This window comes from Nonomuraea sp. NPDC004186 (genome assembly GCF_053603495.1).
In genome coordinates this window covers 20848-39731 of record NZ_JBSGFQ010000015.1, presented here as the reverse complement: position 1 = coordinate 39731, position 18884 = coordinate 20848, and the positions used below count along the sequence as shown (strand labels likewise).

The 18884-nt window shown below is 67.3% G+C and carries 31 protein-coding genes; 30 read left to right on the top strand and 1 reads right to left on the bottom strand.

The genetic code is table 11. The features are described from left to right. The first annotated feature begins 50 nt into the window (after positions 1-50). From rplB to truA, 30 genes are all read left to right on the top strand, one after another. A complete protein-coding gene (rplB, locus tag ACWEPL_RS14925; RefSeq protein ID WP_192789895.1) occupies positions 51-887 on the top strand; it encodes a 50S ribosomal protein L2 in 837 nt (278 codons plus the stop codon). A gap of 11 nt (positions 888-898) precedes the next feature. Next, the gene (gene rpsS / locus ACWEPL_RS14920) at positions 899-1177 is read left to right on the top strand and encodes a 30S ribosomal protein S19 (RefSeq protein ID WP_192789896.1); all 279 of its coding nucleotides are present in this window, start codon (positions 899-901) and stop codon (positions 1175-1177) included. A 24-nt stretch (positions 1178-1201) separates the two neighbouring features. Further along, positions 1202-1555, top strand: coding sequence for a 50S ribosomal protein L22 (rplV, locus tag ACWEPL_RS14915; protein ID WP_020542306.1), 354 nt, complete (start codon positions 1202-1204; stop codon positions 1553-1555). Next, entirely contained in the window at positions 1555-2400 is an 846-nt protein-coding gene (gene rpsC / locus ACWEPL_RS14910) for a 30S ribosomal protein S3 (RefSeq protein WP_363962198.1), read from the top strand. The genes rplV and rpsC overlap by 1 nt, the downstream gene beginning before the upstream one ends. A gap of 2 nt (positions 2401-2402) precedes the next feature. Further along, a complete protein-coding gene (gene rplP / locus ACWEPL_RS14905) occupies positions 2403-2822 on the top strand; it encodes a 50S ribosomal protein L16 (protein ID WP_185070624.1) in 420 nt (139 codons plus the stop codon). Beyond that, positions 2822-3058, top strand: coding sequence for a 50S ribosomal protein L29 (gene rpmC / locus ACWEPL_RS14900; protein ID WP_106253417.1), 237 nt, complete (start codon positions 2822-2824; stop codon positions 3056-3058). Before rplP ends, rpmC begins: the two co-directional genes overlap by 1 nt. After that, positions 3051-3335, top strand: coding sequence for a 30S ribosomal protein S17 (rpsQ, locus tag ACWEPL_RS14895; protein ID WP_185070626.1), 285 nt, complete (start codon positions 3051-3053; stop codon positions 3333-3335). The genes rpmC and rpsQ overlap by 8 nt, the downstream gene beginning before the upstream one ends. Positions 3336-3531: 196 nt before the next feature. Continuing rightward, positions 3532-3903, top strand: coding sequence for a 50S ribosomal protein L14 (gene rplN, locus ACWEPL_RS14890; protein ID WP_106253399.1), 372 nt, complete (start codon positions 3532-3534; stop codon positions 3901-3903). Between the two features lie 8 nt (positions 3904-3911). Beyond that, positions 3912-4205 (top strand): 50S ribosomal protein L24, encoded by a 294-nt coding sequence (gene rplX, locus ACWEPL_RS14885; RefSeq protein ID WP_350731450.1) that lies wholly within the window; start codon positions 3912-3914, stop codon positions 4203-4205. Then, a complete protein-coding gene (gene rplE, locus ACWEPL_RS14880) occupies positions 4205-4780 on the top strand; it encodes a 50S ribosomal protein L5 (RefSeq protein ID WP_106253395.1) in 576 nt (191 codons plus the stop codon). The genes rplX and rplE overlap by 1 nt, the downstream gene beginning before the upstream one ends. Before the next feature lie 4 nt (positions 4781-4784). Continuing rightward, a complete protein-coding gene (locus ACWEPL_RS14875; RefSeq protein ID WP_020542298.1) occupies positions 4785-4970 on the top strand; it encodes a type Z 30S ribosomal protein S14 in 186 nt (61 codons plus the stop codon). Positions 4971-5125: 155 nt separating this feature from the next. Next, positions 5126-5524, top strand: coding sequence for a 30S ribosomal protein S8 (rpsH, locus tag ACWEPL_RS14870; protein ID WP_192789898.1), 399 nt, complete (start codon positions 5126-5128; stop codon positions 5522-5524). A 16-nt stretch (positions 5525-5540) separates the two neighbouring features. Then, positions 5541-6083 carry a 50S ribosomal protein L6 gene (gene rplF, locus ACWEPL_RS14865; protein WP_192789899.1) on the top strand — a complete coding sequence of 181 codons (543 nt, stop codon included), beginning with the start codon at positions 5541-5543 and terminating at the stop codon, positions 6081-6083. 2 nt (positions 6084-6085) lie between these two features. Further along, a complete protein-coding gene (gene rplR / locus ACWEPL_RS14860; RefSeq protein WP_185070632.1) occupies positions 6086-6469 on the top strand; it encodes a 50S ribosomal protein L18 in 384 nt (127 codons plus the stop codon). 25 nt (positions 6470-6494) lie between these two features. Further along, complete coding sequence (gene rpsE / locus ACWEPL_RS14855) at positions 6495-7124, top strand: 30S ribosomal protein S5 (protein ID WP_091090115.1); 630 nt, start codon at positions 6495-6497, stop codon at positions 7122-7124. A gap of 2 nt (positions 7125-7126) precedes the next feature. Then, positions 7127-7309 (top strand): 50S ribosomal protein L30, encoded by a 183-nt coding sequence (gene rpmD, locus ACWEPL_RS14850; RefSeq protein ID WP_080043226.1) that lies wholly within the window; start codon positions 7127-7129, stop codon positions 7307-7309. 2 nt (positions 7310-7311) lie between these two features. After that, entirely contained in the window at positions 7312-7767 is a 456-nt protein-coding gene (gene rplO, locus ACWEPL_RS14845) for a 50S ribosomal protein L15 (protein ID WP_350730993.1), read from the top strand. Positions 7768-7933: 166 nt separating this feature from the next. Further along, positions 7934-9238, top strand: a complete 1305-nt coding sequence (secY, locus tag ACWEPL_RS14840) for a preprotein translocase subunit SecY (RefSeq protein WP_350730995.1) — start codon at positions 7934-7936, stop codon at positions 9236-9238. Continuing rightward, positions 9238-9888 (top strand): adenylate kinase, encoded by a 651-nt coding sequence (locus ACWEPL_RS14835; protein WP_185070637.1) that lies wholly within the window; start codon positions 9238-9240, stop codon positions 9886-9888. Before secY ends, ACWEPL_RS14835 begins: the two co-directional genes overlap by 1 nt. Positions 9889-10001: 113 nt before the next feature. After that, positions 10002-10811: a type I methionyl aminopeptidase gene (map, locus tag ACWEPL_RS14830; RefSeq protein ID WP_363962199.1), complete on the top strand. Its 810-nt coding sequence runs from the start codon at positions 10002-10004 to the stop codon at positions 10809-10811. 18 nt (positions 10812-10829) lie between these two features. Next, complete coding sequence (locus tag ACWEPL_RS14825) at positions 10830-11279, top strand: DUF1707 SHOCT-like domain-containing protein (protein WP_363962200.1); 450 nt, start codon at positions 10830-10832, stop codon at positions 11277-11279. A gap of 103 nt (positions 11280-11382) precedes the next feature. Then, the gene (locus ACWEPL_RS14820) at positions 11383-11784 is read left to right on the top strand and encodes a hypothetical protein (RefSeq protein WP_350731001.1); all 402 of its coding nucleotides are present in this window, start codon (positions 11383-11385) and stop codon (positions 11782-11784) included. A gap of 292 nt (positions 11785-12076) precedes the next feature. Beyond that, the gene (gene infA / locus ACWEPL_RS14815) at positions 12077-12298 is read left to right on the top strand and encodes a translation initiation factor IF-1 (protein WP_012887858.1); all 222 of its coding nucleotides are present in this window, start codon (positions 12077-12079) and stop codon (positions 12296-12298) included. A 25-nt stretch (positions 12299-12323) separates the two neighbouring features. After that, on the top strand, positions 12324-12437 hold the full coding sequence (rpmJ, locus tag ACWEPL_RS14810; protein ID WP_003956441.1) for a 50S ribosomal protein L36: 114 nt from the start codon (positions 12324-12326) through the stop codon (positions 12435-12437). Between the two features lie 223 nt (positions 12438-12660). Then, complete coding sequence (gene rpsM, locus ACWEPL_RS14805; RefSeq protein WP_125644650.1) at positions 12661-13041, top strand: 30S ribosomal protein S13; 381 nt, start codon at positions 12661-12663, stop codon at positions 13039-13041. 42 nt (positions 13042-13083) lie between these two features. Beyond that, positions 13084-13488: a 30S ribosomal protein S11 gene (gene rpsK / locus ACWEPL_RS14800; protein ID WP_020542285.1), complete on the top strand. Its 405-nt coding sequence runs from the start codon at positions 13084-13086 to the stop codon at positions 13486-13488. A gap of 23 nt (positions 13489-13511) precedes the next feature. Continuing rightward, entirely contained in the window at positions 13512-14138 is a 627-nt protein-coding gene (gene rpsD, locus ACWEPL_RS14795; RefSeq protein ID WP_185070645.1) for a 30S ribosomal protein S4, read from the top strand. A 95-nt stretch (positions 14139-14233) separates the two neighbouring features. After that, positions 14234-15250, top strand: a complete 1017-nt coding sequence (locus tag ACWEPL_RS14790; RefSeq protein ID WP_350731004.1) for a DNA-directed RNA polymerase subunit alpha — start codon at positions 14234-14236, stop codon at positions 15248-15250. A 131-nt stretch (positions 15251-15381) separates the two neighbouring features. Further along, on the top strand, positions 15382-15924 hold the full coding sequence (gene rplQ, locus ACWEPL_RS14785; protein WP_452436445.1) for a 50S ribosomal protein L17: 543 nt from the start codon (positions 15382-15384) through the stop codon (positions 15922-15924). Between the two features lie 74 nt (positions 15925-15998). Continuing rightward, on the top strand, positions 15999-16895 hold the full coding sequence (truA, locus tag ACWEPL_RS14780; protein ID WP_363962202.1) for a tRNA pseudouridine(38-40) synthase TruA: 897 nt from the start codon (positions 15999-16001) through the stop codon (positions 16893-16895). On the opposite strand, the gene ACWEPL_RS14775 is transcribed toward truA, so the two are convergent. Next, positions 16860-18827, bottom strand: coding sequence for a hypothetical protein (locus ACWEPL_RS14775; protein WP_452436444.1), 1968 nt, complete (start codon positions 18825-18827; stop codon positions 16860-16862). The two genes, truA and ACWEPL_RS14775, sit on opposite strands and share 36 nt — an antisense overlap. Between the last annotated feature and the right edge of the window lie 57 nt (positions 18828-18884).

The following is an 18884-nucleotide window of genomic DNA, read 5'->3' as shown; positions in this document are numbered from 1 at the left end:
TTTCGCGCGGCGGGCTCACCCATGTAACCGACGAAGGATGAACGAAAAAGATGGGCATCCGTAAGTACAAGCCGACGACCCCGGGTCGCCGCGGGTCGAGTGTCTCGGACTTCTCCGAGATCACCCGCAGCACGCCCGAGAAGTCGCTGCTTGCGCCCCTTCACAGCAAGGGCGGCCGTAACGTACACGGCCGGGTCACCGCCCGCCACCAGGGCGGCGGTCACAAGCGCGCCTACCGGATCATCGACTTCCGTAGGCATGACAAGGACGGCATTCCGGCCAAGGTCGCTCACATCGAGTACGACCCCAACCGCACCGCCAACATCGCTCTGCTCCACTACGCCGACGGCGAGAAGCGCTACATCATCGCGCCGACCGGCATCAAGCAGGGCGACCGTATCGAGAACGGCCCCGCTGCCGACATCAAGCCGGGCAACTGCCTGCCGCTGCGCAACATCCCGACCGGTACCTTCATCCACGCGGTGGAGCTCCGTCCGGGCGGCGGCGCCAAGCTCGGCCGCTCCGCGGGCGCACAGATCCAGCTGCTCGCCAAGGAAGGCCAGTACGCCACGCTGCGTATGCCGTCCGGCGAAATGCGCATGGTCGACGTGCGCTGCCGGGCGACGGTGGGCCAGGTCGGCAACGCCGAGCAGGCCAACATCAACTGGGGCAAGGCCGGCCGTATGCGGTGGAAGGGCAAGCGCCCCACCGTCCGCGGTGTCGCGATGAACCCCGTCGACCACCCGCACGGTGGTGGTGAGGGCAAGACCTCCGGTGGTCGCCACCCGGTGAACCCGAAGGGCAAGCCCGAGGGGCGCACCCGCCAGGCCAACAAGGCCAGCGACCGACTGATCATCCGTCGTCGGAGCAAGAGGAAGAAGCGGTAGGAGCAGCCGAAATGCCACGTAGCCTTAAGAAGGGTCCCTTCGTGGACGGTCACCTTCAGAAGAAGGTCGACGTCCAGAACGAGAAGGGCACCAAGAACGTCATCAAGACGTGGTCGCGGCGCTCCATGATCGTTCCCGACATGCTCGGGCACACGATCGCCGTGCACGACGGCCGCAAGCACGTCCCGGTTTTCGTCACCGAGTCGATGATCGGCCACAAGCTGGGAGAGTTCGCCCCCACGCGGACCTTCCGCAGCCACGTCAAGGAAGACCGCCGCAGCCGGCGGTAAGCGTCCCGGAAGTAGGAGAAAGCGATGGAAGCCAGGGCTCAGGCGCGGTTCGTCCGTGTCACGCCCCAGAAGGCCCGCCGTGTGGTGGACCTCATTCGCGGGCTGCCCGCTTCGGAGGCGCAGGCCGTGCTGCAGTTCGCTCCCCAGTCGGCGAGCGAGCCGATCTACAAGGTGCTCAGCAGCGCCATGGCGAACGCTGAGCACAACTTCGACCTCGACCCGCAGACGCTCGTCGTCAGCCGGGCGTGGGTCGACGAGGGCCCGACGCTGAAGCGGTTCCGCCCGCGTGCCCAGGGTCGTGCCTATCGGATCAACAAGCGGACGAGCCACATCACTGTGATCGTGGAGTCCCGCGAGCCGAAGGGAAGGACCCGATAGTGGGCCAGAAGGTTAACCCGCACGGGTTCCGCCTCGGCATCACGACCGACTTCAAGAGCCGGTGGTACGCCGACAAGCTGTACAAGGCCTATGTCGCCGAGGACGTGGCGATCCGCCGCATGCTGCAGAAGGGCATGGAGCGGGCCGGCATCTCCAAGGTCGAGATCGAGCGCACGACGGACCGCGTGCAGGTGGACATCCACACCGCGCGTCCCGGCATCGTGATCGGCCGGCGCGGCGCCGAGGCGGACCGTATCCGTGGCGACCTGGAGAAGCTGACCAAGAAGCAGGTCCAGCTCAACATCCTCGAGGTCAAGAACCCGGAGATCGACGCGCAGCTCGTCGCGCAGGGCGTTGCCGAGCAGCTGTCCAGCCGTGTCTCGTTCCGCCGCGCCATGCGCAAGGCGATGCAGTCGGCCATGAAGTCCGGCGCCAAGGGCATCCGTGTCCAGTGCTCCGGTCGTCTGGGCGGCGCCGAGATGTCGCGGTCGGAGTTCTACCGTGAGGGCCGCGTGCCGCTGCACACCCTCCGCGCGGACATCGACTACGGCTTCTACGAGGCCCGTACGACCTTCGGCCGCATCGGCGTGAAGGTCTGGATCTACAAGGGCGAGGCTCCGACCAGCCGCGCCGAGCGCGAGGCGGCTGCCGCCGGCGCTCGTGCCGGCCAGCGTCGCGAGCGTGACGACCGTCGTGGTGGCGGCGGCGACCGTCCGCGTCGTGGTGGCGGCGACCGCCCCCGTCGTGGCGGCGGCCGTGGCGACCGCGCCCCCCGCACTGAGGCGGCCTCGCAGGCCGCCCCCGAGACCGGCCCGGCTGCGCAGCCGGGTGCTGAAGGGAGCTGACCATGCTGATCCCGCGCAGGGTCAAGCACCGCAAGCAGCACCGGCCTGACCGCAGCGGAGCCGCCAAGGGCGGCACCAGGGTCACGTTCGGCGAGTTCGGCATCCAGGCGGTTGAGCACTCCTACGTGACCAACCGTCAGATCGAGTCCGCTCGTATCGCCATGACCCGTCACATCCGCCGTGGCGGCAAGGTGTGGATCAACATCTACCCCGACCGTCCGCTCACCAAGAAGCCTGCCGAGACCCGCATGGGTTCCGGTAAGGGTTCGCCGGAGTGGTGGATCGCCAACGTCAAGCCCGGACGCGTGATGTTCGAGCTGTCCGGCGTGGCGGAGCCGATCGCCCGCGAAGCGCTTCAGCGTGCGATCCACAAGCTCCCGATGAAGTGCAAGATCGTTAAGCGTGAAGTGGGTGAGGCGTGATGGCTAAGGGCCTGACCGCCGGCGAGCTGCGGCTCGAGGACGAGGACACCCTCGTCCAGAAGCTGAAGGAGGCCAAGGAGGAGCTGTTCAACCTCCGCTTCCAGGCGGCGACCGGTCAGTTGGAGAGCCACGGGCGGCTGCGCGCCGTCCGCCGCGAGATCGCCCGTATCTACACCGTGATGCGCGAGCGCGAGCTGGGCATCGTCACGGTCGAGAAGGAGACGAGCGATGGCTGAGACCGAGACCACCGAGACGAACGAGCAGCGGAACTTCCGCAAGGTCCGCGAGGGCCTCGTGGTGAGCGACAAGATGGACAAGACCGTCGTCGTCGCCGTTGAGGACCGCGTCAAGCACCGTCTGTACGGCAAGGTCATCCGCCGTACGACCAAGTACAAGGCACACGACGAGGCCAACGCCTGTGGCGTCGGCGACCGCGTGCTGCTCATGGAGACCCGCCCCCTCTCCGCCACCAAGCGGTGGAGGGTCGTGGAGATCCTCGAGAAGGCGAAGTAACTCTCCTTCTCGACATATACCGCGCCTCGTGGGGGCTCTGAGAGCCCCCATGACGGCGTCCAAGGACGCGGGGCCACATGCGGGCCTCGCGTCGCCTGCGGTGCGGCGCCTATGGGCGTTGTGGCCGTGGGAACAAGACAACGACGGTTCCGCCAGGCTCAGAAATGAGAACCGGCGCGACTAACAGGAGTTCAACGTGATCCAGCAGGAGTCGCGGCTCAAGGTCGCCGACAACACGGGCGCGAAGGAGATCCTTTGCATCCGTGTTCTCGGTGGCTCGGGCCGACGCTACGCCGGTATCGGCGACATCATCGTCGCCACTGTCAAGGACGCGCTGCCGGGCAGCACGGGCGTCAAGAAGGGCGACGTGGTCAAGGCCGTCATCGTCCGCACGGTCAAGGAGCGCCGCCGGCCCGACGGCTCCTACATCCGCTTCGACGAGAACGCCGCCGTCATCATCAAGGACAGCGGTGACCCTCGTGGCACTCGTATCTTCGGCCCGGTCGGCCGCGAGCTGCGCGACAAGAAGTTCATGCGCATCATCTCGCTCGCCCCGGAGGTGCTGTAATGCCGAAGCTGCATGTGAAGAAGGGTGACCTGGTCAAGGTCATCGCCGGCAAGGACAAGGGTGCCAAGGGTCACGTCATCGCCACGCTCCCGCACGAGGACCGTGTGGTGGTCGAGGGCGTCAACATGATCAAGAAGCACTCGAAGGAGACCCACCAGGGTCCGCGCGGCGCCAAGACCGGCGGCGTGCAGACCATGGAGGGCCCCATCCACGTCTCGAACGTGAAGAAGCTCAAGGACGAGAAGCCCGCCGAGAAGAAGGCCGACGAGAAGAAGGCCGACGAGACGGGTGAGGACAGCTGATGACTGCCACGACCACTGAGACCGAGCGCCCGACGCCGCGACTCAAGACGAAGTACCGCGAGGAGATCGCGGCCCAGCTTCGCGAGCAGTTCGGCATCGAGAACGTCATGCAGATCCCCGCGCTGACCAAGATCAAGGTCAACATGGGCGTCGGCGAGGCGGCTCGCGACTCGAAGCTCATCGAGGGCGCCGTCCGCGACCTCACCGTGATCACCGGCCAGAAGCCGGCCGTCGTCCGGGCGCGCAAGTCCATCGCCCAGTTCAAGCTGCGCGAGGGCATGCCGATCGGCGCGCACGTCACGCTGCGCGGCGACCGCATGTGGGAGTTCCTCGACCGCCTGCTGGCGCTGGCCCTGCCCCGTATCCGGGACTTCCGCGGCCTGTCGCCCAAGCAGTTCGACGGCAACGGCAACTACACGTTCGGTCTGACCGAGCAGGTCATGTTCCACGAGGTCGACCAGGACAAGGTCGACCGGCCGCGGGGCATGGACATCACGATCGTGACCACGGCGAAGAACGACGACCAGGGCCGGGCGCTGCTGAAGCTCCTCGGCTTCCCGTTCAAGGAGGCCTGATCCAATGGCGAAGAAGTCGCTGATCGCCAAGGCGGGGCGCAAGCAGAAGTTCGAGGTCCGGGCGTACACCCGTTGCTCGCGTTGTGGCCGGCCGCGCGCCGTCTACCGCAAGTTCGGGCTCTGCCGCGTGTGCTTCCGCGAGATGGCGCACCGGGGCGAGCTGCCCGGCATCACCAAGTCGAGCTGGTAGATAACCTTAGGGGCGGCCTCCGTGCCGCCCCTGGGTGATCATATTTTCAGAAGAAGACCCGGGCGCTCTCGAAGAGCGTCCATGACCGCGCCGAAGGTCCACCGGCAGAGCGCTGCTTGGCCGACTGGAAACCGCGGCGAGGAAGGCCACTGGCCATGACGATGACCGACCCGATCGCAGACATGCTCACACGTCTGCGTAACGCGAATTCGGCGTACCACGACAGCGTGACGATGCCGTACTCGAAGATCAAGGCGCACATCGCCGAGATCCTCCAGCAGGAGGGTTACATCCAGGCTTGGACCGTCGAAGACGCCAAGGTTGGCAAGAACCTCGTGGTGGAGCTCAAGTTCGGGCCCACCCGTGAGCGGTCGCTCGCGGGCCTGCGCCGGGTTTCCAAGCCCGGTCTGCGGGTTTATGCAAAGAAGGACAACCTGCCTCGAGTCCTGGGCGGACTGGGCGTCGCGATCATCTCGACGTCCGCCGGTCTCATGACCGACAAGCAGGCCGGCAAGCGTGGCGTGGGCGGGGAAGTCCTCGCCTACGTCTGGTAGAGGGGAGGAACACAGCATGTCGAGAATCGGACGGCTGCCCATCCCTGTGCCCAGCGGCGTAGACATCACGATCGCCGGCCAGGATGTCCAGGTCAAGGGCCCGAAGGGCACGCTCAGTCACAAGGTCGCCGAGCCCATCACGGTCGCTCGCGACGACGACGGCGCCATCGCCGTCTCCCGGCCCAACGACGAGAACAAGGTCCGTGCGCTGCACGGCCTGTCCCGGACGCTGATCGCCAACATGGTGCAGGGCGTCACCCAGGGTTACTCCAAGTCTCTGGAGATCGTCGGCGTCGGTTACCGCGTCCAGGCCAAGGGCCCGACGCAGCTGGAGTTCTCGCTGGGCTTCAGTCACCCGGTCATCGTGGACGCCCCCGAGGGCGTCACCTTCCGCGTCGAGAAGCCGACCCTGTTCCACGTGGACGGCATCGACAAGCAGAAGGTCGGCGAGGTCGCGGCCAACATCCGCAAGCTGCGCAAGCCTGACCCGTACAAGGGCAAGGGCGTGCGCTACCAGGGCGAACAGATCCGCCGCAAGGTCGGAAAGGCTGGTAAGTAGGCATGGCTCCGAAGACTGCGTTCAGCAAGCACACGGCTGCCCGCACCGTCTCGCGGGCTCGCCGTCACCGCCGCGTCCGCAAGTTCGTCGTCGGTACGGCCGAGCGTCCGCGCCTGGTCGTCAACCGCTCGACGCGTCACATGTTCGTCCAGATCGTGGACGACTCCGTCGGCCACACGCTGGTGAGCGCGTCCACCATGGACGCGGCACTGCGCACGCTGGAGGCGGACAAGACCGAGAAGGCGAAGAAGGTCGGCGAGCTCCTCGCTCAGCGGGCCAAGGAAGCCGGGATCACCAAGGTCGTCTTCGACCGCGGTGGCAACCGCTACGCCGGCCGCATCGCGGCTCTGGCGGACAGCGCCCGCGAAGGCGGGCTCGAATTCTGATGGCAACTGAGAAGAGGAACCACTGATGGCTGCAGCTCCGCGTCGCGGTGGCGGCACCGGTGGCGAGCGGCGGGACCGTCGTGACGATCGCCGCGGTGGCGCCGCCGACAAGGGCGTCTCGTACATCGAGCGCGTAGTGAAGATCAACCGAGTGGCCAAGGTCGTGAAGGGTGGTCGTCGCTTCAGCTTCACCGCCCTCGTCGTCGTCGGTGACGGCAACGGCCTGGTCGGCGTCGGCTACGGCAAGGCCAAGGAAGTGCCCGCGGCCATCGCCAAGGGCGTCGAAGAGGCGAAGAAGCACTTCTTCAAGGTGCCTCGGATCCAGGGCACCATCCCGCACACCGTGCAGGGCGAGGAGGCGGCCGGTGTCGTCTTCCTCCGTCCGGCCTCGGCCGGTACCGGCGTCATCGCCGGTGGCCCGGTGCGTGCGGTGCTGGAGTGCGCCGGCATCCACGACGTGCTGTCGAAGTCGCTCGGCTCCGACAACCCGATCAACATCGTGCACGCCACCGTGGCGGCTCTGAAGGGCCTCTCGCGCCCCGAGGAGATCGCCGCCCGCCGTGGCCTGCCGATCGAGGACGTCGCTCCGGCCCGCATGCTGAAGGCTCAGCGTGAGGGTCTCGCCGAGGCGGCGGCCGCGAAGGCGGTGAGCTAGTCATGGCACGCCTGAAGATCACTCAGGTTCGCTCGAAGATCGGTGGCAAGCAGAACCAGCGTGACTCGCTGCGTTCGCTTGGCCTGAAGCGAATCGGCGACGTCGTCGTCAAGGAGGACCGGCCCGAGATTCGCGGGATGGTCTCCGTGGTGACGCACCTCGTCGAGGTGGAAGAGGTCGACTAGTCATGACTGACAAGGCTCCGCTCAAGATTCACGACCTGCGTCCAGCCCCCGGCGCCAACAAGGCCAAGATCCGCAAGGGTCGTGGCGAGGCGTCGAAGGGCAAGACGTCCGGTCGCGGCACCAAGGGCAGCCACGCCCGTACGACGGTCCCCCTCGGCTTCGAGGGTGGCCAGGTGCCGCTGCAGAGGCGTCTGCCGAAGCTCAAGGGCTTCTCCAACGCGCTGTTCAAGACGACCTACCAGGTCGTCAACCTGGACAAGCTCGGCGAGCTGTTCCCCGACGGTGGCGAGGTCACCGTCGAGTCGCTGGTCGCCAAGGGCGCTGTCCGCAAGAACCAGCTCGTGAAGGTGCTCGGCACCGGCGAGATCTCCGTCGCTGTGAACGTTCAGGCTCACGCCTTCTCGTCCGCGGCGAAGGAGAAGATCGCCGCTGCGGGTGGCTCCGTTACCGAGCTGTAAGAGCTATTACGAGGCGTGGGGGCTTTGACAAATGCCCCCACGCCCGTAGTGCGTTAGAGTTCGCGAGACGGCAGGCTTCTGACCGTCTCGTCTGACCTAAGACAGACATGGCAGATCCCCGCACCATCGCATACTCACACCGCCGTAAAGGCGCGCAGGAGGGACCGTGCTGACCGCGTTTACCCGGGCGTTCCGGACACCGGACCTGCGCAAAAAGTTGCTCTTCACCCTGGGCATCATCGCGCTTTTCCGTCTCGGCTCGGTTCTTCCGACTCCGGGAGTTCACGTCCAGAACCTCGCCGCCTGTTTCGAGCAGGCCCGTAACGGAGCCGCCGGCAACATCTACGGGATGGTGCAGCTTTTCAGCGGTGGTGCGCTCCTGAAGCTGTCGGTGTTCGCGCTGGGCATCATGCCGTACATCACCGCGAGCATCATTCTCCAGCTACTCGTCGTCGTGATCCCGCGTCTCGAGGCGCTGAAGAAGGAGGGACAGGCCGGTCAGACCAAGATTACGCAGTATACGCGTTATCTGACCATCGGTCTTGCCGTCCTGCAGTCCACCGCCTTCATCGCTCTGGCCCGCACCGGGCAGCTGTTCCCGAACTGCCAGCAGGACGTGCTCCTCGACCCCGACAACATCTTCCAGATCGTGACGATGGTGGTCATCATGACCGCCGGTACGTCCGTGATCATGTGGCTCGGTGAGCTCATCACCGACCGCGGTGTCGGCAACGGCATGTCCATCCTGATCTTCACGCAGGTCGTCGCGGTCTTCCCGTCCGAGCTGGCCAACATCTTCCAGGCGAACAAGTTCACCTTCACGGTCGTCATGGTCGTCGGTGTCTTCATGATCGCCGCGGTGGTCTTCGTCGAGCAGGCGCAGCGTCGCATCCCGGTCCAGTACGCCAAGCGGATGGTCGGGCGCAGGATGTACGGCGGCACGTCCACCTACATTCCGCTGAAGGTCAACCAGGCCGGCATCATCCCGGTCATCTTCGCGTCCTCGCTGCTCTACCTGCCGCAGCTGCTGACGTCGCTCTTCCAGAGCACGGACAACGCGTTCATCCGCTGGATCTCGCAGAACCTGGCCACCGGTGACACGCCGATCTACATGACCACGTTCTTCGTGTTGATCATCTTCTTCACGTACTTCTACGTGTCCATCACGTTCAACCCCACTGAAGTCGCCGACAACATGAAGAAGTACGGTGGGTTCATTCCGGGCATCCGTCCTGGCAGGCCGACGGCTGAATACCTGAACTTCGTGCTCACTCGTCTGACCGCGCCGGGCTCGCTCTATCTGGGTCTGATCGCCATGGTCCCGATCGTCGCGCTGGCGGTGTCCGGTGCGAGCCAGAACTTCCCGTTCGGAGGGACGAGTATTCTGATCATGGTAGGCGTCGGCCTTGACACCGTTAAGCAGATCGAGAGCCAGCTCCAGCAGCGTAACTACGAAGGTTTCCTGCGGTAGTGCGTCTCGTTCTGGTCGGGCCCCCCGGAGCGGGTAAGGGGACACAGGCCCAGTACATCGCATCGAACCTGTCCATCCCGAAGATCTCGACAGGTGACATCTTCCGTGCCAACGTCTCGGGGGGCACGGATCTTGGCAAGCTGGCCAAGACGTACATGGACCGTGGTGATCTGGTGCCCGACGAGGTCACCATCGCCATGGTCCGTGACCGTCTGTCCGAGGACGACGCGCAGGACGGCTTCCTGCTCGACGGCTTCCCGAGGAACGTCGCACAGGCGGAGATCCTGCGCGACATGCTCAAGGACTGGGGCCAGGCGCTCGACCTCGTACTCGAGCTCGTCGTCGACGACGACGAGGTGGTCAGGCGGCTGGCCGGCCGGCGCACCTGCAGCCAGTGCGGCCGTATCTGGCACGTCGAGTTCGACGACAAGAAGGACGACAAGTGCGACGCGTGCGGGGGCGCGCTCTTCCAGCGTGACGACGACAAGGAGGAGACCGTCAGGCACCGCCTGGAGGTCTACCAGGAGCAGACGGCGCCGCTGGTCTCCTACTACGCCGACGAGGGAATTCTCGTGGGGGTCGACGCCACGGGCCCGGTCGAGGAGGTCACCCAGCGGGCCATGGAGGCGATCCGCCCGTTCATGGGATAGCTCCAGTTACGAGCGATTTGCGGAGGTGGCACGGGTTTCCGTGCCACCTCGCGGCTATTGTGGGGGGAATTGGGCCCCCATTGTGGCCCGTTGAAGACCCAGGGGGGCAGAAGATGTTCAAACGGAACAGACACGGCATCCAGATCAAGTCACCGGAGCAGCTGGAGAAGATGCGGGCGGCGGGCCTGGTGGTCGGGCGCACGCTCGACCTGCTGAAGCGCTCGGTCGAGCCCGGCATGACGCCGCTCGACCTCGACGTCATCGCCGAGAAGGCGATCAGGGACGAGGGCGCGATCCCGTCGTTCAAGGGCTACCAGGGCTTCCCGGCCACGATCTGCGCGTCGGTGAACGACGAGGTGGTGCACGGCATCCCGACCGACGCCAGGAAGCTGCGCGAGGGCGACGTCATCTCCATCGACTGCGGCGCGATCCTGGACGGCTGGCACGGCGACTCGGCCGTGACGGTGCCGATCGGCGAGGTGGACCCCAAGCTCACCGAGCTGATGCGGATCACCGAGGAGGCCATGTGGCGCGGCATCGCGGCGCTGCGGGTCGGCCGCCATCTGTCCGACATCGGCTACGAGGTGGAGCGGTACGTCAAGTCGCAGGGCCGCTTCGGCATCCCCCCGGAGTACGGCGGCCACGGCATCGGCACTGAGATGCACATGGACCCGTGGATCGCCAACCACGGCCGGCCCGGCCGGGGCCCGGTGCTGGAAGAGGGCATGTGCCTGGCCATCGAGCCCATGGTGAACCTGGGCACCGAGCGCACCCGCGTGCTGGCCGACGAGTGGACCGTCGTGACGGTCGACGGCAAGCAGTCCGCACACTTCGAGCACAGTGTCGCCGTGACACATAATGGTCCTTGGGTGCTGACCGCCCTGGACGGCGGGCAAGAGCGCCTTACCCAACCGCAGAACTGACCCCCGGGAGTGGGTGGGATGGCGAACAGCCCCGAGATGCGAGCCTCCGACGCCGACCGCGACCGCGTCGCCGCCATCCTCCGCGAGCACACCGCGCAGGGCCGCATCACGATGGACGAGTTCAACGAACGGCTCGAGCAGCTCTACAAGAGCAGGACGTACGGAGAGCTGGCCAAGCTCACGGTCGACCTGCCGGACGTGGACCTGCGCAACCGGCCCGCAACGGTGCCGCAGAGCCCCGCACGGCGCACCGGCATGCATCCGGGCATGCGGGCGGCCTGGGGCGCCTGGGCGACGGCCAGCGGCATCAACTGGGTGATCTGGCTGATCGTGAGCCTCACGTCCGAGCACCTGATCTACCCCTGGCCGCTGTGGGTCATGGGCCCGTGGGGCGTCATTCTGCTGATCAGCACCGTCTTCGGCAACCCGCCGCCCGACAAGCCCAAGAAGCCCAAGAAGCTCAAGTAGGGCTGTGTGCACTAGTGCACTGTGTGCATTCGTGCGCAGTACGGATATGTCTGGATTCCTAACGTGAGCTGTGTCGGGAAGCACGACTCACGGAGGAACCGAAATGCGCAAGATCCTTGCGGCCACCGCTCTCGCCGGCTCGATCGCCCTCACCGGGCTCGCCGTCGCCCCCGCCGCCCAGGCGGCCACCGCCACCCAGTCGTCGGTCACGTCGATCAGCAGCTGGGGCAAGTACTACTCCAGCAACCACAAGGCCTTCACCTACGGCAAGACCTGGAAGCAGAACGGCAAGGTCTACACCCACTGGTACGGCAAGGAGTTCACCCCGAAGAAGGGGTACGTGTGGTTCAAGTACTACTCCGGCGGCAGCTGGCACAAGTTCGTCCAGGGCTGGGACGGCTCGTACCAGGCGACCTGGTCGAAGTTCGGCATCCAGAAGCTGTACACCTACACCTGCTGGGGCGGCCCGTTCAAGTACTGCGGTCCGACGCACCGCATCTACTAGGACCTCACCCACGGGAACAGGGCCCGCCGGGATCTCTCCCTCGGCGGGCCTTCCGCTTTCCCCGGAAGGTCTGAAGGCCGGTGAACGTGGGGTAGACTCGTCCGTGGTTGTGTCAGGACACCTGGCACGCGTTTCGCGTTTTAGTCTCAGGTGTCGTACACTCCTTAGTCGGCTCACTATGACTATCACGCGTCGGCGGCCTTTGCCGGTCGCCGCTCTCTTCGAAGCGTGAAGTCGCGGCTGCTTAGTGAACCGGAGCCTCAGACGATCGATCAGTGAAACGCGAGGAATCTTGGCCAAGAAAGACGGCGCCATCGAGATCGAGGGCACTGTGGTCGAGTCGCTCCCGAACGCCATGTTCCGGGTGCAGCTCGACAACGGCCATAAGGTCCTGGCCCATATCAGCGGGCGGATGCGGATGCACTACATCCGGATTCTGCCGGACGACCGGGTAGTCGTTGAACTGAGCCCCTACGACCTGAGTCGTGGGCGGATCGTCTACCGATACAAGTAAGACGTCTGAGGAATCACGAAGGACAATGAAGGTAAAGCCGAGCGTCAAGAAGATCTGCGACAAGTGCAAGGTGATCCGCCGGCACGGTCGCGTCATGGTGATCTGCGACAACCTGCGCCACAAGCAGCGCCAGGGTTAGTCGCCGCAAGGCTCCTCCGAGTCCGCCCCGATTGAGGGAGCGGGCTCGACGCATGAGGAGCCTGAGTCAGTAATCGCGTCTCACACCTGAGCAGGCGGGCCCTTTTCGAAAGGCTCGAACCGCTCCGGAGACCCCCGGTCGGAGGCCGGGGCCCTCACCCCGGGCATTGGGGAGGGGTAGTGCGGCGCAAGACCTCCGCCACAAAGAAGGAGAATGCCCGACCATGGCTCGCCTGGTTGGCGTCGACCTCCCCCGCGAGAAGCGGCTGGAGATCGCTCTCACCTACATCTACGGAATCGGCCGCACCCGCGCCCAGGAGATCCTCCAGGCCACCGGTGTCAGCGGCGACCTCCGTGTGCACCAGCTCTCCGACACCGAGCTCGTCCCGATGCGTGACTACATCGAGGCGAACTTCAAGATCGAGGGTGACCTGCGCCGCGAGGTCCAGGCCGACATTCGTCGCAAGATCGAAATCGGTTGCTACCAGGGCATCCGGCACCGCAAGGGCCTGCCCGTCCACGGCCAGCGCACGCAGACCAACGCGCGCACCCGCAAGGGCAAGAAGAAGACCGTGGCCGGTAAGAAGAAGCCCGGTAAGAAGTAGTCCACAGCCGCGGACCGAAGACCTCAGGAGTAATGGCAAACAATGCCTCCTAAGAGCCGTCAGGGCGCCCCGAAGAAGGTGCGCCGCAAGGAAAAGAAGAACGTCGCTCACGGGCACGCCCACATCAAGAGCACGTTCAACAACACCATCGTCTCGATCACGGACCCCAACGGGAACGTGATCTCCTGGGCCAGCGCCGGCCACGTGGGTTTCAAGGGCTCCCGTAAGTCCACCCCGTTCGCCGCCCAGATGGCCGCGGAAAACGCCGCTCGCCGCGCCATGGAGCACGGCATGCGCAAGGTGGACGTCTTCGTCAAGGGTCCCGGCTCCGGCCGTGAGACCGCGATCCGCTCCCTCCAGGCCACCGGCCTCGAGGTGGGTTCGATCCAGGACGTCACCCCGGTCCCGCACAACGGTTGCCGGCCGCCGAAGCGCCGCCGCGTCTGAACAAGCCCAGGAGATATTGAGAAATGGCTCGTTACACGGGCGCCGACTGCAAGCTCTGCCGTCGCGAGAAGACCAAGCTCTTCCTCAAGGGCAGCAAGTGCGAGTCTGCCAAGTGCCCCATCGAGATCCGTCCTTACCCGCCGGGTGAGCACGGCCGCGGACGTCCCAAGGAGTCCGAGTACCAGCTTCAGCTTCGTGAGAAGCAGAAGACCCGCCGCATCTACGGCGTCCTCGAGAAGCAGTTCCACAACTACTACGAGGAAGCCACCCGCAAGACCGGCAAGACCGGTGAGGCGCTGCTCCAGATCCTGGAGAGCCGTCTCGACAACGTCGTCTACCGCGCCGGGTTCGCCCAGTCGCGTGACGCCGCCCGCCAGCAGGTGCGCCACGGCCACATCCTGGTGAACGGCAAGAAGGTCGACATCCCGTCCTACCGCATTCGCGAGCACGACATCATCGAGGTCCGCGAGAACAAGCGCAACCTTCTGCCCTACGAGGTCGCCAGGGCGACCGCGGGCGAGCGCACCGTTCCCGCGTGGCTCGGCGTCGTGCCCGAGAAGCTCCGCGTCCTGGTTCACCAGCTGCCGGTTCGCCAGCAGATCGACACCCAGGTCCAGGAGCAGCTCATCGTCGAGTACTACTCGAAGTGAGCCTGAGTTGAGGTGCGGATTTCCGCACCTCAACTACGCTGTTTATCGGAGTGGCGTCATATAGCGGGCGCCACACGAAAAAGGGGAGACCCCGCATGCTGATCGCTCAGCGCCCGACTCTTCTCGAAGAGTCGCTCGACGACACCCGGTCCCGGTTCGTCATCGAACCGCTGGAGCCGGGCTTCGGTTACACCATCGGCAACTCGCTCCGCCGCACGCTGCTGTCGTCCATTCCGGGCGCGGCCGTGACGAGCATCCGGATCGAGGGCGTCCTGCACGAGTTCTCGACCGTTCCCGGGGTCAAGGAAGACGTCACTGACATCATCCTCAACCTCAAGGAGCTGGTCGTCTCCTCCGAGCACGACGAGCCGGTCGTGATGTACCTGCGCAAGCAGGGCCCGGGTGAGGTCACCGCCGCCGACATCGCGCCGCCGGCCGGTGTCGAGGTGCACAACCCCGAGCTGCGCATCGCCACGCTCAACGGCAAGGCGAAGCTGGAGATGGAGCTGACGGTCGAGCGCGGTCGCGGCTACGTCTCCGCCGCCCAGAACAAGCAGCCGGGCCAGGAGATCGGTCGCATTCCGATCGACTCGATCTACTCCCCGGTGCTCAAGGTCACCTACAAGGTCGAGGCGACCCGAGTCGAGCAGCGCACCGACTTCGACCGTCTCATCCTCGACGTCGAGACCAAGCCGGCCATGAAGCCCCGCGACGCGGTGGCCTCCGCCGGTAAGACCCTCGTCGAGCTCTTCGGCCTGGCCCGCGAGCTCAACGTCGAGGCCGAGGGCATCGACATCGGCCCGTCGCCGACGGACGCCGCCCTGGCCGCGGATCTGGCGCTGCCGATCGAGGAGCTCAACCTCACCGTTCGCTCCTACAACTGCCTCAAGCGCGAGGGCATCCACACCGTGGGTGAGCTCGTCGCGCGCAGCGAGCAGGACCTGCTGGACATCCGCAACTTCGGCGCCAAGTCGATCGAAGAGGTCAAGCAGAAGCTGCACGAGATGTCGCTGGCGCTCAAGGACTCCCCGCCCGGGTTCGACCCGAGCGCGGTGGCCGGCGGCGGCTACGACGACGACGACAGCGCGTACGTCGAGACCGAGCAGTACTGATCCGCTTTTCGAAGGCCCCGCGCGGTGTCATGGCGCGGGGCCACAGCAACGGATCGCATGAGCGACTGCGATCCGGCCCGACTCCGGTACCTGGTACGGCCGGGGCGGGTTAATCCAGGAGGAGAAAGACCATGCCCAAGCCCACCAAGGGTGCACGTCTTGGCGGCAGCCCGGCGCACGAGCGGCTGATCCTGGCCAACCTGGCCACCGATCTGTTCCGCCACGGCAAGATCCGCACGACGGTCGCCAAGGCCAAGCGCCTGCGCCCGCTGGCGGAGCGCCTGATCACCAAGGCGAAGAAGGGCGACATCCACAACCGTCGCCAGGTCCTGACCGTCGTCAAGGACAAGGGCGTCGTACACCACCTCTTCACCGAGATCGCGACGACGTTCGCCGAGCGTCCCGGTGGCTACACCCGGATCACCAAGGTCGGTCCGCGCAAGGGCGACAACGCCCCGATGGCGGTCATCGAGCTGGTGGCCGAGCCGCTGAACGGCGTCACGACCCGCCGCACCGAGGCCCCGGCCGCCGCCGTGGCTCCGGCGCCCGCCGCGGAGGAGACCGAGGCTCCGGAGGCCCCCGAGGCCGCCGCCGAGGAGACCCCCGCCGCGGAGGCTCCCGCTGCGGAGGAGGCCCCGGCCGCCGAGGCTGAGGCGAAGAAGGACGAGGCCTGATCTTTCAGGTCGGACGAGACGGGCCCGGACCCCCTGCGGGGTGCGGGCCCGTTTTCAGTTGAAGGAGGATCATCGTGGTACGGCTCCGCCTCGACCTCGCGTACGACGGGACCGACTTCTCCGGATGGGCCAGGCAGCCGGGACGCCGGACCGTCCAGGGCGAGATCGAGCAGGCGCTCGGCAGGATCCTGCGCCTCGGCGAGCCCGCGATGCTGACCGTGGCCGGCCGCACCGACGCCGGCGTGCACGCGCGCGGCCAGGTGGCCCACGTGGACGTGCCCGACGGGTCTCTGGCCGAGCTCGACGGCAACAGGGGGCCCCTGGACGTCCATGAGCGGCTCGCTGCGCTTGTCAGGCGCCTGGGCGGGGTCCTGCCCCCAGATGTGCGCGTTCATCGGGTCTCCGTGGCTCCTGAGGGCTTCGACGCGCGTTTCTCGGCGATGTTCCGCCGATACGCGTACCGGGTGAGCGACGCGGTGGGCGGCGTCGACCCGCTGCGGCGGCGCGAGGTGGTCTGGCACAACCGGTCGCTGGACGCCGGCGCGCTCAACGCGGCGGCGGCGCGGCTGCTCGGGGAGCACGACTTCGCGGCGTTCTGCAAGAAGCGCGAGGGCGCGACCACGATCAGGGAGCTGCAGCGGCTGGACTGGGCCCGCGAGCCCGACGGGGTGCTGGTGGCGACCGTCGTGGCGGACGCGTTCTGCCACTCGATGGTGCGGGCGCTGGTCGGGTCGCTGCTGGCGGCCGGTGACGGCAGCCGGCCGGTGGAGTGGCCCGGCCAGGTGCTGACGCGGGCCGTACGGGACTCGGGGGTGCACGTCGCGCCCGCGCACGGGCTGTGCCTGGAGGAGGTGGGCTACCCGGCGGCGCCGGAGCTCGCCGCGCGGGCTCGGGCCACGCGGCGAGTGCGCACCACCGCCCTCCAGCGGACGCCGTCAGCCCTTGGTGAGGCGGCGCTCGAGGACGAGTGAGGTCTGGTCCCGGAACGCCCCGCTGACCTTGGGCAGCGTCTTCTCCTTGGACTCGGGGGTGTGGCCGTCGGCGTAGGTGGCGTAGCTGAAGATGATGTAGCGGCCCCACACCAGCCCGGCCGCGTAGCCGCCGGCGATGTTCACGCGCTCGCCGCCCGAGCCGTCGGCGCCGGGGAGCGGGCGGAACCAGACGTTGCGTGAGAGGTTCTTGGACTGGTCGGCGATGATGGCCGCGTCCTTGTCGGGCAGGACCGCTATGCCCGTGGTGACCGCGTAGCGGTGCTTGCTGTCGACGTAGGTGGCCCTGAGCACGCGGCTGCACTTCTGCTCTTTGAGCGCGTCCGCGAAGTCCCCTGTGGCGGCCTTGTCGCAGCTCGTCTCGACGGCCGCCTTGACCCTGGTGAACGTGGTGCCCGCCGCGCTGACCTTCTTCTTCGGGAACGCCTCCGAGAGCGACAGCTTCTGCGGGTCGGTCTGCTCGGAGTTGAGGATGGACGTGCCGTCGGGGGCGTCGGAGGGCGCCGCGGCGGCGGGCGTCTCGGTGCTGGGCTCGCTTGACGCGGTGGGCCGGGTGGCGGCCGTGGTCGGCGTGGGGGAGGTGACCGCCTGGTAGGCGAAGAATCCGCCGGTCGCGACCCCGGCCAGAGCCAGCGCGCCCAGCGTGACGAGCAGGGCCCGCTTGCTCTTGCCGGGTGGGGCGGGAGGCGGGGGCGGGGTCTGGAACGGTGGCTGTTTGAACGCTCCAGGCGGGAACGCCGGGCTGCCGCCCTGGGGCCGGCTGAGCGGGGCGGCGGGCTTCTGTCCCCAGGTGTCCCTGGGGAACGGGAGATCGGGCAGCTTGGCCTCGGATGGTGGGTTGGGGGGCCAGACGGGCACGTCGCCGGGCTCGGGCGGGTGGGCCGGCAGGTTGGCCGGATCGGACAGGGAGAGCGGCGGGGCGCCGTGTTCGGTGGGGTTCGGGGTGAAGGAGGACAGCACCGGTTCGGTGAGGTCCTCCTCCGGCGAGGCGATCGGGGCCGGCAGGAAGCCGTCGGGAGGGGTGTCCTGGTCGGCGATGGACGAGGGCTGGGCCCTGCCCTCCGCCTGCTGGGCGGCCTCCCGGCGGGCCGCGTCCGGGTCGAAGTAGTGGGCCGGGCGGGCGAGGCCCTCCGGTTGGGTGGCGTTGGGGTCGTAGCCCGGCTCGTCGTTGTCGGGCTCGGCCACCAGCTCGCCCGTGGCGGCGGGCCAGGGCGGCTTGGCGTGCGGGTCGCTGGGCGGCGCGGGCCACACCGGCATGCCCGCCGCGGCGGCGGTGAACGCCGGTGGCGGCTCCCACGACGGGCCGCCTGGCGCGGCCTGCTCCGCGGGCCAGGCGCCGGGCTCCGGGTCGTCCCAGGGGCGGATGGCCCGCACCTGTTCGGCTCGTATCTGCTCGCCCAGCGTGGGGCGCGACCGGCCGATGAGCGTCTGGTCGGGGTCCTCCGCCTCGGCGGCGGGGTGCGGCGGGCGCAGGCCGCCCGGGCGGGTGGGCTCGGACTCGTCGTCGTACCAGTCGTACGGCGCTGCGTCGTCGCCCGCCACCTCCCACGGCTGGACGCCGGGCGGCTCGTCGTTGTCGGGCGACGCGGATCGTGTTCCGGAGTTGGGCGACTCGGGCGGCGGCCCCCCGAAGACGGGGACGGCGGGTCGCGTCCCGGAGTCGGGCGACTCGTACGGCGCTCCCCTGAAGACGGGAACGTCCGCCGCCTCGCCCGGCGGGGCGGGCGGCGCGTCGTCGTCAGGGCTGTGCGCCGCGTCGTCGGAGGAGCCGCGCGGTTCCTCGTCGGCGGGGGCGAACGCCGGTGGTACGTCTCGCCCGCTGGTCTGGCCGAAGCTCGGCGGTGGCGTCGCTGGTGCGGCCGATCCGTCGGCTTCCCTGCGATCGTGCTCAGACCCGGGTTCCTGGCCACGCATAGGGCGAGCCTAGCGAGAGTAGCGAGATCGTTATGTCGGTATGAGCGTTCCCAGTGG